Source organism: Tropicimonas sediminicola (assembly GCF_900188335.1).
GTDB lineage: Bacteria > Pseudomonadota > Alphaproteobacteria > Rhodobacterales > Rhodobacteraceae > Tropicimonas > Tropicimonas sediminicola.
Genome location: NZ_FZOY01000004.1, coordinates 75,018 through 88,807 on the forward strand (window position 1 = coordinate 75,018; position 13,790 = coordinate 88,807).

The window sequence follows — 13,790 nt, forward strand, 5'->3', positions numbered from 1 at the left end:
GCGCCGCGGCGCGGCATCACCAATGGCCGCTGGCGCGGAGCTGGGTGGAGGAGATGGTGCGCATCGGCACATTGACGAAACACCAGGCCGGGGGCCGCGCCTGCGCCAGCATCTGGCTCTGCGCCGCCGGGATGCGCCAGCGTTCGTAAAGCGCCGCAGCGGGCGAGGTCCGGGCAGGCAGCCTGTCTCCGGGGCGGGCGAGCACTCCCACCGGGACCATCTCCATGATCTGCTGCCAGCGTTCCCAGCGATGAAACTGGGCAAGGTTGTCCGCCCCCATCAGCCAGACGAACCGGGTGCGCGGGTAGAGCGCCAGCAATCGCTCCAGCGTCTCTGCGGTGAAGCGGGTACCGATCCGGGCCTCGATGTCGGTGACCTCGACCGCCGGGTGCTGCATCACCGCGCGCGCGGCCTCGAGGCGGCGCTCCATCGGGGCGGGCCCGTCGGTCTTCAGCGGGTTGCCGGGGCTGACCAGCCACCAGACCCGGTCGAGCCCGAACCGTTTGAGCGCCTCTCGGGTGATGTGAGCATGGCCTGCGTGGGGCGGGTTAAAGGAGCCTCCCAGCAGACCCACTGCCTGCCCGGGCCCGGCGTGGGGAAGTTCGTATCTCACACCCGGACCTCCGACCGCGCATTGACTGCTGCCCCTGATCGGAAAGAACGCAAGGCATGTCAATCGCAAGCTCTTCCGCGCCGGCTCGACACCGGCCCGGGCGCTGCCTAGGCTCCCGCCCATGTGCGCCCGCCCCTCCCGCTCCTGGATCCTGCCGCCCCTTCTAGCCGGCCTGTGCCTCGCGCTTGCGGCAACGGGCGCCGAAGCGGCGACCAGCGACGACACGAACAGCCCCGCCCGCAATGCCGTGGTGCGGGTGGGCAAGTGCACCGGCACCCTGATCGGCCCGCGCGAGGTCCTCACCGCGGGCCATTGCTTCACCCACGAGTTCCGCGCCGCCCGGCCCGCCGGCGCCCCGGATGCGGAGTGCGAGGGGCTGGAGGAACAGGCGGAGCTGCAGCGCCGGAGCTGGGAGGATCCCGACAGCTGGTATCCTTCGGGCGGCCTGCTCCGGGTGAAGCGGGTCTCCTTCGGCAGTACCGCCGCCCACCCGCTGGCGAGCCGCCGGGTGGTGGCCTATGCCCTGCCTCGTTGCGCCGACCTCGCCCTGCTCCGGCTCGAGGCCCCGCCGCCTGCCGAGGCGGCCCGCCCGGTTCCCGTCATGACCGGCGCGCCCAAGGATATCGAGCGCACCTTTGCCCTGCCGCGCCTGCGCCATGCCGGCTGGGGCATGCCGCGTTTCGCCGATGCGCCGAGCCGGCACCGCCAGTCCGGGCCGGCCGGCTACTGGGGCCACAACACCTGCCACCTCGCCGCCCTGCCGCCGACCCGCGAAGACAGCCGCCGCATTCTCCCCGGCGACAGCGGCGCGCCGCTGCTGATCGAGCTCGACGGGCGCGAGGTGCTCGTCGGCGTGCTCTGGGGCTCGGGCATTCCGGATCCGGAGGCCTGCGGCCCGTTCCTGCCGCAACTGCCACAGCGCCACGGCAGCTACACGCCGACCTTCCGCGGCCCGATCCCCGGCACCGAGGCCACCGACATCGGCGCCTGGCTTCGGCGGATGGTCCCCGAAGCGGAGCACCTGCCGCCCCAGGACTGACCGCCCGCAGCCCTGCCCGCCCCCATTGCTCCCCCTGCGCCCCTTGGCTATCAGGGGCGAAACAGCGCATGCACGAGGGCCCCAATGGCTTCCTATCAATACGTCTACCACATGGATGGTGTCTCCAAGACCTATCCCGGCGGCAAGAAATGCTTCGAGAACATCCGCCTGAGCTTCCTGCCGGGCGTGAAGATCGGCGTCGTCGGCGTCAACGGCGCCGGCAAGTCGACCCTGATGAAGATCATGGCCGGGATCGACAAGGATTTCACCGGCGAGGCCTGGGCAGCCGAGGGCGCCAAGGTCGGCTACCTGCCGCAGGAGCCGCAGCTCGACGAGAGCCTGACGGTGCGCGAGAACGTCATGCAGGGCGTGCAGGCCAAGAAGGACATCCTCGATCGCTACAACGAGCTGGCGATGAACTACTCGGACGAGACCGCCGAGGAGATGGCCAAGCTGCAGGACCTGATCGACAGCCAGAACCTGTGGGACCTCGACGCCCAGGTCGACGTCTCGATGGAGGCGCTGCGCTGCCCGCCGGACGACGCGATGCCCGCCAACCTCTCGGGCGGTGAGCGCCGCCGCGTGGCGCTCTGCAAGCTGCTGCTCGAAGCCCCCGACATGCTGCTCCTCGACGAACCGACCAACCACCTGGACGCCGAGACCATCGCCTGGCTGCAGCAGCACCTGATCGACTACAAGGGCACGATCCTGATCGTCACCCACGACCGCTACTTCCTCGACGACATCACCGGCTGGATCCTCGAACTCGACCGTGGCCGGGGCATCCCCTACGAGGGCAACTACTCCGCCTGGCTGGAGCAGAAGGCCAAGCGGCTGGAGCAGGAGGCCCGCGAGGACAAGGCCAAGCAGAAGACGCTGGAGCGCGAACTCGCGTGGATCCGGCAGGGCGCAAAGGCGCGCCAGGCCAAGTCCAAGGCCCGGATCGCGTCCTACGAGGAAATGGCGAACCAGTCCGAGCGCGAAAAGGTCGGCAAGGCGCAGATCATCATCCCGCACGGGCCGCGCCTCGGCGGCAAGGTGATCGAGGTCGAGGGCCTGTCCAAGCACTTCGGCGACAAGCAGCTGATCGAGGACCTGTCCTTCTCCCTGCCCCCCGGCGGCATCGTCGGCGTGATCGGCCCCAACGGCGCCGGCAAATCCACGCTGTTCCGCATGCTCACCGGGCAGGAGCAGCCGGACACCGGCTCCATCACCATGGGCGACACGGTACAGCTGGCCTATGTCGACCAGTCCCGCGACGCGCTCGACGCGAACAAGACCGTCTGGGAAGAGATCTCCGGCGGCGGCGAGGTGATCGAGCTGGGCGACGCCCAGATCAACTCCCGCGCCTATTGCGGCGCCTTCAACTTCAAGGGCGGCGACCAGCAGAAGAAGGTCGGCCTGCTCTCGGGCGGTGAACGCAACCGCGTCCACATGGCCAAGCTGCTCAAGGAAGGCGGCAACGTGCTGCTGCTCGACGAACCGACCAACGACCTCGACGTGGAAACCCTCCGCGCCCTCGAGGACGCGCTGGAAGACTTCGCCGGCTGCGCCGTGATCATCTCCCACGACCGCTTCTTCCTCGACCGCCTCTGCACCCACATCCTCGCCTTCGAAGGCGACGCCCACGTGGAATGGTTCGAGGGCAACTTCGAAGCCTACGAGGAAGACAAGATCCGCCGTTTGGGACCGGACTCGGTGGAACCGAAACGGGTGAAGTACAAGAAGTTCACCCGCTAAGTCGGTTCACGCCGCGAAACACAAGGCCGCGTTCTCCCTCGGGAGGGCGCGGTTTTTTTGGGGGGGGGGCGATCTGCTGGTTTTCTGAAGCATCGGTCGAAGCCTTAACGGCACCGGACTTTGCGGGTTCATTCTCTCAAAGCGGACCGATGGCATGCTCTGGCTCACTTGGCATTCCCGTCCGGAGCGCGCAACCGCGATCAAGATATTGACACATCGCTCGCCTCAACACATATATGATGTGCCCTTGGAGGTCGGCAGGGCCGGCTGTTGGGCGGGTGAGCGACTCTCGTTTTGTGAGGGCACCGCGATTCCGGCTCACGAATTGGGAAGCGCTTAGCGGCGCTGTGTGGGTCCCCAGCCCGGACTCGCTAAGGTGGAACGGCAGCGACAAGCTCTCGTGTTGCCATCGACAGGAGCCTCCAAGTGATCATCAGGGGGCACCAAGCCGCCAACTAAGGGGCGGGATAGAAGTACTGAGCGGTTTAAATCGCTCGACCGGTCGAGCATCGCTAGGGCTATTCCCATGCGCCTCTCGATCAGATTGGAAGGGCGAGTGCAGTATTCCGACGTAGTCGGGACTTTGGCACTCTTGCTGACGATACTTGGATTTCTCCTGTAGCTGTAGCGTTGGGCGGCTGCGGCCGCCCTTCCCTCCTATGAAGTACACTGCACATTTCGAAGCAGCATCTCACAGTCTGTGGCGGTCCGATCCAGTATTCCTAACTTGGACTCTAACAGGGTCCCCCCCTCAAATCGCCGCCCAATCCGTGAACTGCCACTTGCTCGGCGGGGTGCGGTCGTCGCGGGGGTGGGCGCGGCGGTCGGGGGATTGCTGGCGGTTGCGCTTGTCGGTCATCGACCCTCTCCTGGGATTGGCATTGCGGGGACAACGCGGGCAGGGCCCCGATTGTTTCACGAAAGTTTCCCGGGTCCGCAGCGCCGCCGCGTCGCATTGCGCTCTCCTGCGGGCGGCGTAGGCTCGAACCGAAAGGAGCCGACCATGCCCTTCCTCGCCTTCATCGTGAACTGCCCCGACGCCGCGACCGCCGACAAGATCGCCGACGCCCTGCTCTCCCAGAGGCTCGTCGCCTCGGCCAACCGGCACCCGCCGGTGCTCGCCCGATTCCACTGGCGCGACGAGATCAAGACCGCCGAGCAGCATCCGCTGATGCTCAAGACCCGGCAGGAATTGCGCGACCTCGTCGAGGCCGAGATCAACCGCCTGCACCCCTACGAGGTGCCCCCGATCACCCGGGTCTCGATGGAAGCCAGCGTGGCCTACCTGTCCTGGATCGCCGCCGAGACCTCGGGCGACAACACGGGTTAGGCGGGCGGCCCCGCCCCTGCCCGATTGCCGCCGCGTCAAAAACGAGACAAAGCCCCCAAAATGTGCAATACTCGTGGTGTTGTTAGTGTGTAGGAGGTTTTGTGATGCCTGATAAACCCAAATCCCCAAAGCTCGAGAAGTCCGCGCCGGTTTCGGCGAAGCAACCGCCCCGGCGGTCCGAGGCGAAGCGCCCGGAGAAACCCGCGCCGCGTCCGATCTTCACGGACTGGGCGTCGATCTGAGGCGGAATTTCCCGCCCGGAAAAGCTCCCGGCCGGCGCAGCGGTCTCGAAGATTTTTCTTGCTAGATCGGCCGGGAGTCTCCATATCCCGATATGCGACCGTTACCGCATTTCGACCAACTGTCTCCTCTCAGGCTTCAGTCTCGACTGCCACGACTGACGCCGACGTTGCCGCACTGTCGCGGGCAGCGAACCTCAAAGGAGATAGACGGATGGCCACTGGCACCGTGAAATGGTTCAACACCACCAAAGGCTACGGCTTCATCGCCCCCGAAGGCGGCAAGCGCGACGTGTTCGTGCACATCAGCGCCGTCGAGCGTTCGGGCCTCACCGGCCTGGCCGATGGTCAGAAGGTGTCGTTCGACATCGAAGCCGGCCGCGACGGCCGCGAAGCTGCGATCAACCTCGAAGCTCTCTGAGGCCAGCCCTCAGCACCACGACGGCCCGCGACACCGCGGGCCGAATCGTTTCCGGGCCTTGCTCCCGGACTGGCCGTGCCCGTTCACAGCAGGCCAACAAACTCCCCCGACAGCCCCGATCGTTTCGATTGCCGCCGAAATCCGGCCGACATCCCTTGCGCGATTGTGTTCTGGCGGTGTCGTGATCGACCGTTACGCGCGGCCCTCCGGCCCGATTGTTGATTCTCCGCCCGCTTGGAGTGCAGTCTGATCCGGAAAACAGTCACATCCCGGTCAGATCACATGTTCAATCGTCGCTCCTTCCTCGCCACCAGCCTCGCGGCCGTCGCCGCGCCGGCCATCGCGCAGGAAGCCCAACCTTTCGTCATCCCGCCGCAGTTCCAGCCGCAGTACGTGAACATCAAGAAGGAGTTCCTGCCCGGCCAGTTGCTGATCCTGCCGCGCAGCCATTTCCTGTACTTCGTCACCGAACCCGGCAAGGCGATCCGCTATGGCGTCGGCGTCGGCCGCGCAGGGCTGGAGTTCACCGGCACGGCGACCATCGACGTCAAGAAAGAGTGGCCCACCTGGCGGCCGACCCAGGAGATGATCGAGCGCGATCCGCTGTCCTACTCCAAGTTCGTCGACAACGACTACGTGATGCCCGGCGGCCCGGGTAATCCCCTCGGCGCGCGCGCGCTCTACCTGTTCCAGAACGGGCGGGACACGTTCTTCAGGATCCACGGCACCACCGAACCGCAGTCCATCGGGCAATCGGTTTCCAACGGCTGCATCCGGATGCTCAACGAGCACGTGATCGATCTCTATCAGCGCGTGCCCATCGGCACCATCGTGACCGTCCTCTGACCGACGCGGTCAGCGCACGACACGGAGCGCGGCCGCAACGACGGAGATCTCGAAACGGCGATCGACCATCGGCTCGCCGTCCAGATTGAGGTGGAAGTCCTGGTCCGTCTCGAGCACCAGATGCTCGAAGGTGCGATAGACCACCGCCTCGTTTTCAGGGTTGGTGGGATCCATCAATTCCCGCATGAGAAAGCCCGGAGCCCCCTGCCAGTCGTGGCTGACGATAGACAGGTCAAGGACACCATCATCCAGTTCCGCCTCGGGCGCGACGTCGAACCCGCCGCCGGCAAAGCGCCCGTTTCCGATGGCCGCGAAGGCAAGGGAGACCACCCGCGCGCCGCCGCCATCCAGCGCGATCCGGCAGGTTTGCGAGCGCAGGTCGCCAAGACGCGCCAGCCCGTGCAGCGTATAGGCCAGGCCGCCGAGCACGCTCTTCATGTCCCGCGGCGTGGTCGCCGTGACCATGGCGCCGAACCCGCCGGACGCGACGTTGATGAAGTGCCGCCCGTTCACGCGGCCAAGGTCGGTCGGACGCGTCTTGCCCATCAGCGCCTGCAGCAGCGCGGCGTCGCGGTCTCGCAGCGGCAGGCCGCAACCGCGGGCGAAGTCGTTCGCCGTGCCGAGAGGAACGAGGCCAAGCTCGACCTCCTTGCCGGCCTTGAGCTTCCAGATCGCGTTGACCACGGAGTTCAGAGTGCCGTCCCCCCCCAGGGCCACCACCCGGCGACAGCCGCGGTCGATCTCGCGGCCGAGATCCTTGCGCATCTGCTTCTGGGACCAGGGGATCCGGACATCAAGATCATGGTCGGCCTTGAGCGCCTTGATGGCCGCCCTCAGATCGTCGTTCGCCGCGGCTTTCCGCGTGAGGATCAGAAGGTTTTTCGCTGCCATATCCGGCCCCGCGCTGTCTTTGGCGATCTGCATGATCCGCCATCGTTCGGCGGAAGTGTCACCTTTTGGCGAGGCATTTCAAGGCACAACACGTCGCGGCGACCGCCTTCGCCGAGGCCGGCCGAAACCCCGGCATTCGCGATTCGCGGCGCCCATGGCGACATGCGGATCCGTACACACGGCCCGGGATGACGGCGACGGCGTGGTGCAGCAGGGCCACACCAAGGCACTTCGCGGTCATGCACGAAGCGTGCACAATCCAGCGATCAGCGTGCGACTTCGCGACAAATCCCGGCATGTTTCGTCTTCCCCTGCGTCCAGACCGGCCAGGTCTTGCCGACTTGCGGCATCCATGGGAAACAGGGTCACACGGAATTGGCGCTGCAGCGCAGAGGGCCTTGTTTCGAAAACCTTTGAACGCTAGTTTGGCGCCAACACTCTTGGATTTTGTGAATAGGTCGATAGGACATGTCTGGCGATTTCGAAGAACGGAAAGACGCTTCGGTTGAAGCCGGAGACACGGCGGATCTCGGGCGCCGCGCGGCGCTGTCGAAGATCGGCCTGCTGGCCGGGGCGGCGCCTGCAGTTGTTATGCTGCTGACGCCGTCGGAATCCCGTGCGGAATGGCGCGGCGGTTCCTGCGTGGACTGGACCTGCCCCGATGTTGGCGATCCGGACTCGGTCCAGCAGAGCGGCCCCCAGCTGTGACACCCAACGGAGCTTGATGAAGGATTACCTTCGAACCCAAGCTGCACTCGGCCACCGTATTGCAGGCCGCACCGGCCCCCCGATCGAAACGGACGATCCTCGCCTGATAGGACTGACGGGGGTTTTGCTGCCGTCGATCTGGCCTAGCCTGACCGAGACCGAGCGCGCGCATCGATCCGACACCGTGGAAGGGCTGGAACTCGCGTACGCGCTCAACTGCGAGCGCAACGCCGCCATTCTCTCTCAGATCGAAGCCGTGACGCGGGCGCTCAACACGGCAGGCGCGGTGCCGGTGCTGCTCAAGGGCGCGGCGCAACTGGTCGGCGAGCTCTGGCCGGACCGGGGCGCGCGGCTGCTGGGCGACATCGACATCCTTGTGCCGGCAGAGAAGCTCGAGGCCGCCTTCGAGGCGCTCGAAGCCCTCGCCGGGCTCGGCCCGCAGGACAGTGGCGACAGCGAGCTGACTAACCGGCACAAACATGCGCTGCCAGTGCAGGGCGCGGGCGGCACGGCGCCGGTGGAGCTGCATCATTCCCTGTTCCGCGAAGCCCTGCGCAAGTTCGCGCCGGCGGAGGAGATCATTGCCCGCGCTACCCCGGTGGCGGTCGGACAGGGCAAGGCCCTGGTGCCCAGCCCGACAGACCAGGTGTTGATCGCGATGCTGCACGGGCCGCTTGGTGGCGGCGGCTACCTCGCGCCGCTGGTACAGATGCGGGACCTGCTCGACATCAACTTCCTTTCGAAGCGTCATGGCACGTCCATCGACTGGCGCTCGATCGAGGCGCATCTGGTGAAACATGGCCGTGGGGAGCTGGTCGAGATCACCGGTTCGTGCCTCGAGGAATTCACCGGGATGCCCACGCCCTTCTCCCCCATGGGGCGGCTGGCCCGGCTCGACGCCGCCCGCTGGCGCTGGCAGCTCGACCGGCGCTGGACGCAGCGGCTCGGCGCCTTCGCGAACCTGTCGCAGGAAGCGGTGAGCAGTCTGGCCGCCGGCGGTGAACCCCGCCGACGGGCGTTGCGTTACCTTGTCCAGCCGGAAACCTACCGCCGGGCCTATCGGCGCTACATCCTCGGAGAGGCACGCTAGTCATGCCGGGAGAGGATCTGTCGGCCTGCCGGCACTGGCGCAAGAGCCTGCCTATCGAGGACGGCATAATCGGGCTCTACCCGGCGTTGAATGCGGTGGTCGGCCTCAACCCCGCAGCCGCCGCGATCTGGGACGCCCTGATCGACACCGCCGACCGGGAGCGCGCCGCGCGGGCCTATGCCGACGCCGTGCCTGCGCGGCGGGAACAAGCCGCGGAAGACGTGGCGCTCTGCATCGATCTTTGGCAGCGTCAGGGGCTGACTGCTCAGCCCAGCCCCTCCAACCGTTCGGACACACCCCCAAACGGCGTCACCGGCCGCGAGACCTGGGCCCTGTCGCGGACCGTCCGCCTCGCCGGCCGGCCGGTCGGGATCGGCGTGGAGGACCGCCAGCTCGCAGCGGCGATCGCCGACCTGACGGTCGATTTCCCGGTCACGAACGCCACGCCAGACGTTCGCCTTCAGGCGGTCGGCCCCGAGGGCGGCTGGCGGATCTGCCTCGACGGCGCGTTTCACCGCCCGGCACAGGACATGGTGGAGGCGCGCGGGATCGTCGTGGCCGAGATCATCCGGTTGATGTCCGACACTGCATGGACGGCCGTGCTGCACGCCTCCGTCCTCACCCGGAATGGACGGACATTGCTGCTGACCGGCCGGAGCGGTTCCGGCAAGTCGACCCTGTCGGCGGAACTGGTCTCCCGCGGCTGGCAACTGGTGGCCGAGGATTGCGGCGCCTTCGACAGCGGCATGAAGGCCACCCCGATGCCTTTCGCCTTCAGCTTCAAATCAGGCGCCTGGTCTCTGCTTCAGCCGGCCTTTCCCGGCCTCGCAAGCGCCAGGACACACCGGATCGGCCTGCGGGACGTGCGCTATCACTCCCTGCCCGCCGAGGCGCGCGCCACGGCGCCGGTGCGCCCGGACGTGATCCTCGACATCCGGTTTCGCCCCGACCTGCCGCCTCAGGACCACGCCACGCGACGCCTGTCTCCGATCGAGACGATGCAACTCTTTTTCAACGACGAGAGCTATATCGACTTCGCGGCGGATACCGGCGACAGCTTCCTGTCCTTCGCGACGACGACCCCGGCGTTTGCGTTGCACTATGGCAGCAGCGGGGCCGCTCACGCCGCTGTGACGGATTGCTTGCGGCATCTGCCGGCCGAATAGTCTAATGTGGAATAGTTACTTACGTGGTCGTCTTCCTTTTCTCCTTACCCCTGCGCGCGACCGCAAGGCGCCGCCGCCCCTGCGTCGTGTCGGTGCCCCCTCGCAACCACGGGGAACCGATGTTACTGACAACCGAAGCCCTTGCGAGCCGATATGCTTGACATGACAAAATCCAATTCGCGTCCGGAACAGCATTATTCGTCCCAGGTCGTGGAAGATGATGATGACGTCATCGATCTGCGCGCGATCTTCGGGACGCTCTGGCGCGGAAAGTGGATCATCTTTGTCTGCGCGCTGATCGGCGCGGTGATGGGCTACCTGTCCGCCTCGCAGATCGAGCCGCGCTACCGCGCCACGGCCAAGCTGCTGATCGGCATCCCGACGGCCGACGTCCTCCAGAACCAGGGGGTCATGGTGCAGGCGAATTTCGGCGACACCACGCTGCCGACCCATTCGGAGATCCTGCGCTCCACCAAGCTGATCGAGCGGGTGATCGACAACCTCGACCTGTCAAACCATCCGGAATACCGCCCGCGCGCCAAGGAAGAGATCGAGACGCATTGGTGGCAATGGCGCCCCTCGATGCCGCTGGCGGTGACCGAATGGATGATGGACGTGGGCCTGAAGGCGCCTCCGGGCCCGCCGCTGCCGACGGACGAGATCGAACGCCGCCGGCACCTGGCGCTGATCAGCCGCGTCGAATCCGGCATCTCGCTCGCACCGGTTCCGGAAAGCCGGGTGATCTCCGTTTCCTTCACTTCGGGCAACCCGCGCCTCTCGGCGATGGTGGCCAACGAGATCACCGAGCAATACCTCGTCGACCAGCTGGAAGGGAAACTGGAGACCACGCGTTCCGCCGCGACCTGGCTCACCGACCGGGTGGAGCAGCTCAAGAACCGCGTGCAGGAAGCCGAGAGCGCTGTCGAGGATGCGCGTGCCCGTCTGTCCACGGACACGGGCCAGAGCGTCGAGGTCACGCAGCAGCAGCTCCAGGCCCTGAACGCCTCGCTGGCGGTGACGCGCAATGAGCTTTCCGCCAAGGAGGCCCAGTTCCAGCGCCTGTCCCAGGCCGTCGCGGAAGGGCGCGACCTCGGCGCGCTCACCGAGTTCCGCTCCTCTCCCATCGTCGCCGGCTTCCGTGCCGAGGAAAGCGACCTGATGGCGAACCTGACGACGCTGCGGTCCACGGTGCCGGAAGGCCACCCCGCGATCGCGCGGGTCCAGGCCCAGATCGAAGAGGTGCAGCGCAACATCCGCGCCGAGGCCGATCGCATCATCCAGGCCATCGAGGTCGATATCGAGGCGATGCGGGCGACCGCGCAGACGCTGTCGATGGAGGTCCGGGAGCTCGAGGACAAGTCCGCCGAACAGGCCCGCAGCGAAGTCCAGATCCGCCAGCTCGAACGGGAGGCCGAAGCCAGCCGCGTGCTCTATGAGAACCTGCTGTCGCGGCTGCAGGAAACCGCGGCCGAGGAGAGCCTGCAGACGGTCGACGCCAGGGTGCTGTCGCCCGCCGAGGTGCCGCTCGGGCCGCTGACGACCGCCGCCAAGCGCACGCAGATGCTCTCGCTCATCGTCGGCTTGATGGCCGGCGTCGGCATCGTGTTCCTGCTCGACCGCCTGAACAACACCTTCCGCTCGCCGCAACAGCTCGAGCAGATGGTCGGGCAGAACGTGCTGGCGACGGTTCCGCTCGCCGGCAGCCGAATGAAACGCCACGACGTGATCAGCCTGCTGCGGGAGAAGCCGAACTCCTCGCTCGCCGAGTCGATCCGCAACCTGCGCACCTCGATCCTGTTCTCGAATGTCGACAAGCCGCCGAAGGTGATCATGTTCACCTCCTCCGTGCCGCGCGAGGGCAAGTCGACCACCTCGATGCTGATGGCCCTGACCAGCCGCCAGATGGGCAAGTCCGCGATCATCGTGGATTGCGACCTGCGGATGCCTGCCCTCAGCAAGGTGCTGAACATCAAGGACGACGAGCACGGCCTGCTCTCGGTGATCGACGGCACCGCCACGCTCGAAGAGGCGGTGTACAAGGAGCCGAACACCGGGCTGCACGTTCTGATGACCAAGTCGTCGGAGCGCAACGCCAACATCAATGCCGCCGACGTGCTGTCCTCGCACCGGTTCGAGCACCTGGTGAAACACCTGTCGCAGAGCTACGACCTCGTGGTTCTCGACACGCCGCCGACGCTGGTCGTCACCGATTCCCGGATCGTCGCCTCGATGGCGGATGCGATCGTCTTTGCCGTCCGCTGGGACAGCACGCCCCGCGCGGCCGTGTTGGAAGGTGTCCGGGAACTGACGTCGCTCGACATCAAGCTGACCGGCGTCGTGATGACGATGGTCAACGAGACCAAGGCGGCGCGGTATTCCTATGATGGCTACGGCTATTACAAGGGCCGCTACCGCGACTACTACGAGACCTGACCCGTACAAGGGAGAACACGGAACCACCGATGATCCGCAGCCTGCTGAGCCGAAAACAGAAAAAGACCGAAACCGCGCCCCATTATCCGGCGGCGGGAGATCGGCTCTACGTGGTCGGCGACATCCACGGCCGGTTCGACCTCCTGCGGTCGATGATGGCGCGGCTGGCGGCCGATCACGAGAAGGCCCCGCGCGACGGACGAAAGCCGAAGCTGGTCTTCCTCGGCGACTACATCGACCGCGGCGACCGTTCGCGGGACGTGCTGGAGGCAATGATGCGGTTCGGTAACGAGCCGATCTTCCTCAAGGGGAACCACGAAGCCGCCCTGCTCGCCTTCCTGGAGGATCCGGAGCGCAACAAGTCCTGGCTGCGCTTTGGCGGGCTGCAGACCCTCGCGAGCTACCAGATCCGCTTCCCTTCGATGGACGGTCCGCGCCATGAACTGCGCGATACCGCAATCCAGCTGCGCCAGAAGATGGGCGCGCATGTGGATTTCCTCCGGAATATGCCACTCTCCTACCGCTCGGGCGACGTGGTCTGCGTTCATGCCGGGCTCGACCCGCAGGACCCGACGACGACCGACGAGGAAGCGGTGCTCTGGGGGCGCTCGAACTTCGTCGAGACCGGCGGCGTCAACGGCATGCTCGTGGTCCACGGGCATTACGACGCCCCCGATCCCGTGGTGACATCGCGCCGGATCTGTCTCGACACCGGCGCCTATTACTCCGGTCGCCTGACCGCCGCGCGCATCGACGAGGACGTCAAGATCATCACCGTGGACGTTCTGGATGACTGAACGGCCGATCGCAGTGGCCGCATCGCCGGCCGATGCGGGCGCACTCACGCGGCTGCTCTGCCTGACGATCTTCATGCTGGCGCTCGCAGCATCGCTCTGGCTCAGCCTGTCGGACCACCTGCCCCGGATGCTGGTCCGGACAGTGCAGGGCCGACAGGAAATGGCGCATTTCGGGATGCACACCTTCCTCGCCGCGCTTGCCGCCCTGGCGTTCCCGCGCCGTCCGCTGCGCGTCTTTCTTGGCGTTCTGGCCTTCGCCGTCGCGGTCGAGCTGGCGCAGACCACCACGCTGACGCGACAGGTCTCTGTCGGGGACCTGGCCGCCAATCTGTGCGGCGCCATCCTCGGCTCCGGTCTCATCTTCGCCGTGCGCGGCTTCGTTCTGCAGGGTCACGGCAGCCGCCCCGACTGCTAGAACGAGAAAGGGCCCCCGCTGGAGGCCCCGTTCATTCGTATCGCGATGTGATACCGTTCCCG

The 13,790-nt window shown here is 66.4% G+C and carries 14 protein-coding genes; 12 read left to right on the forward strand and 2 right to left on the reverse strand.

Translation table 11 applies throughout. The features are described from left to right. Window positions 1-16: 16 nt before the first annotated feature. Window positions 17-613, reverse strand: a complete 597-nt coding sequence (locus CHB86_RS11340; RefSeq protein ID WP_245837917.1) for a nicotinate-nucleotide adenylyltransferase — start codon at window positions 611-613, stop codon at window positions 17-19. Between the two features lie 121 nt (window positions 614-734). Between CHB86_RS11340 and CHB86_RS11345 the strand changes: the two genes are divergently transcribed. The 6 genes from CHB86_RS11345 to CHB86_RS11365 all read left to right on the forward strand — a co-directional run bounded on the left by CHB86_RS11345 (window position 735) and on the right by CHB86_RS11365 (window position 6,228). Continuing rightward, window positions 735-1,652 (forward strand): trypsin-like serine protease, encoded by a 918-nt coding sequence (locus CHB86_RS11345; RefSeq protein WP_089233172.1) that lies wholly within the window; start codon window positions 735-737, stop codon window positions 1,650-1,652. 84 nt (window positions 1,653-1,736) lie between these two features. After that, window positions 1,737-3,392: an energy-dependent translational throttle protein EttA gene (gene ettA, locus CHB86_RS11350; RefSeq protein ID WP_089233173.1), complete on the forward strand. Its 1,656-nt coding sequence runs from the start codon at window positions 1,737-1,739 to the stop codon at window positions 3,390-3,392. 1,003 nt (window positions 3,393-4,395) lie between these two features. Then, on the forward strand, window positions 4,396-4,722 hold the full coding sequence (cutA, locus tag CHB86_RS11355; RefSeq protein ID WP_089233174.1) for a divalent-cation tolerance protein CutA: 327 nt from the start codon (window positions 4,396-4,398) through the stop codon (window positions 4,720-4,722). Between the two features lie 104 nt (window positions 4,723-4,826). Beyond that, window positions 4,827-4,964, forward strand: coding sequence for a hypothetical protein (locus tag CHB86_RS24625; RefSeq protein ID WP_176442849.1), 138 nt, complete (start codon window positions 4,827-4,829; stop codon window positions 4,962-4,964). A gap of 211 nt (window positions 4,965-5,175) precedes the next feature. Next, window positions 5,176-5,382 (forward strand): cold-shock protein, encoded by a 207-nt coding sequence (locus CHB86_RS11360; RefSeq protein ID WP_089233175.1) that lies wholly within the window; start codon window positions 5,176-5,178, stop codon window positions 5,380-5,382. Window positions 5,383-5,664: 282 nt separating this feature from the next. After that, a complete protein-coding gene (locus tag CHB86_RS11365; protein ID WP_089233176.1) occupies window positions 5,665-6,228 on the forward strand; it encodes a L,D-transpeptidase in 564 nt (187 codons plus the stop codon). Between the two features lie 9 nt (window positions 6,229-6,237). On the opposite strand, the gene CHB86_RS11370 is transcribed toward CHB86_RS11365, so the two are convergent. Beyond that, window positions 6,238-7,152 carry a YegS/Rv2252/BmrU family lipid kinase gene (locus CHB86_RS11370; protein WP_089233177.1) on the reverse strand — a complete coding sequence of 305 codons (915 nt, stop codon included), beginning with the start codon at window positions 7,150-7,152 and terminating at the stop codon, window positions 6,238-6,240. A gap of 435 nt (window positions 7,153-7,587) precedes the next feature. Between CHB86_RS11370 and CHB86_RS11375 the strand changes: the two genes are divergently transcribed. From CHB86_RS11375 to CHB86_RS11400, 6 genes are all read left to right on the forward strand, one after another. Then, entirely contained in the window at window positions 7,588-7,827 is a 240-nt protein-coding gene (locus tag CHB86_RS11375) for a hypothetical protein (RefSeq protein WP_089233178.1), read from the forward strand. A 124-nt stretch (window positions 7,828-7,951) separates the two neighbouring features. After that, window positions 7,952-8,917: a nucleotidyltransferase family protein gene (locus CHB86_RS11380; RefSeq protein ID WP_217898297.1), complete on the forward strand. Its 966-nt coding sequence runs from the start codon at window positions 7,952-7,954 to the stop codon at window positions 8,915-8,917. Window positions 8,918-8,919: 2 nt separating this feature from the next. Next, window positions 8,920-10,083, forward strand: a complete 1,164-nt coding sequence (locus CHB86_RS11385; protein WP_089233180.1) for a PqqD family peptide modification chaperone — start codon at window positions 8,920-8,922, stop codon at window positions 10,081-10,083. A 162-nt stretch (window positions 10,084-10,245) separates the two neighbouring features. Next, a complete protein-coding gene (locus tag CHB86_RS11390) occupies window positions 10,246-12,516 on the forward strand; it encodes a GumC family protein (RefSeq protein WP_176442851.1) in 2,271 nt (756 codons plus the stop codon). Between the two features lie 29 nt (window positions 12,517-12,545). Continuing rightward, a complete protein-coding gene (locus CHB86_RS11395; protein ID WP_089233182.1) occupies window positions 12,546-13,313 on the forward strand; it encodes a metallophosphoesterase family protein in 768 nt (255 codons plus the stop codon). Then, complete coding sequence (locus tag CHB86_RS11400) at window positions 13,306-13,728, forward strand: VanZ family protein (RefSeq protein ID WP_089233183.1); 423 nt, start codon at window positions 13,306-13,308, stop codon at window positions 13,726-13,728. The genes CHB86_RS11395 and CHB86_RS11400 overlap by 8 nt, the downstream gene beginning before the upstream one ends. Window positions 13,729-13,790: the final 62 nt, after the last annotated feature.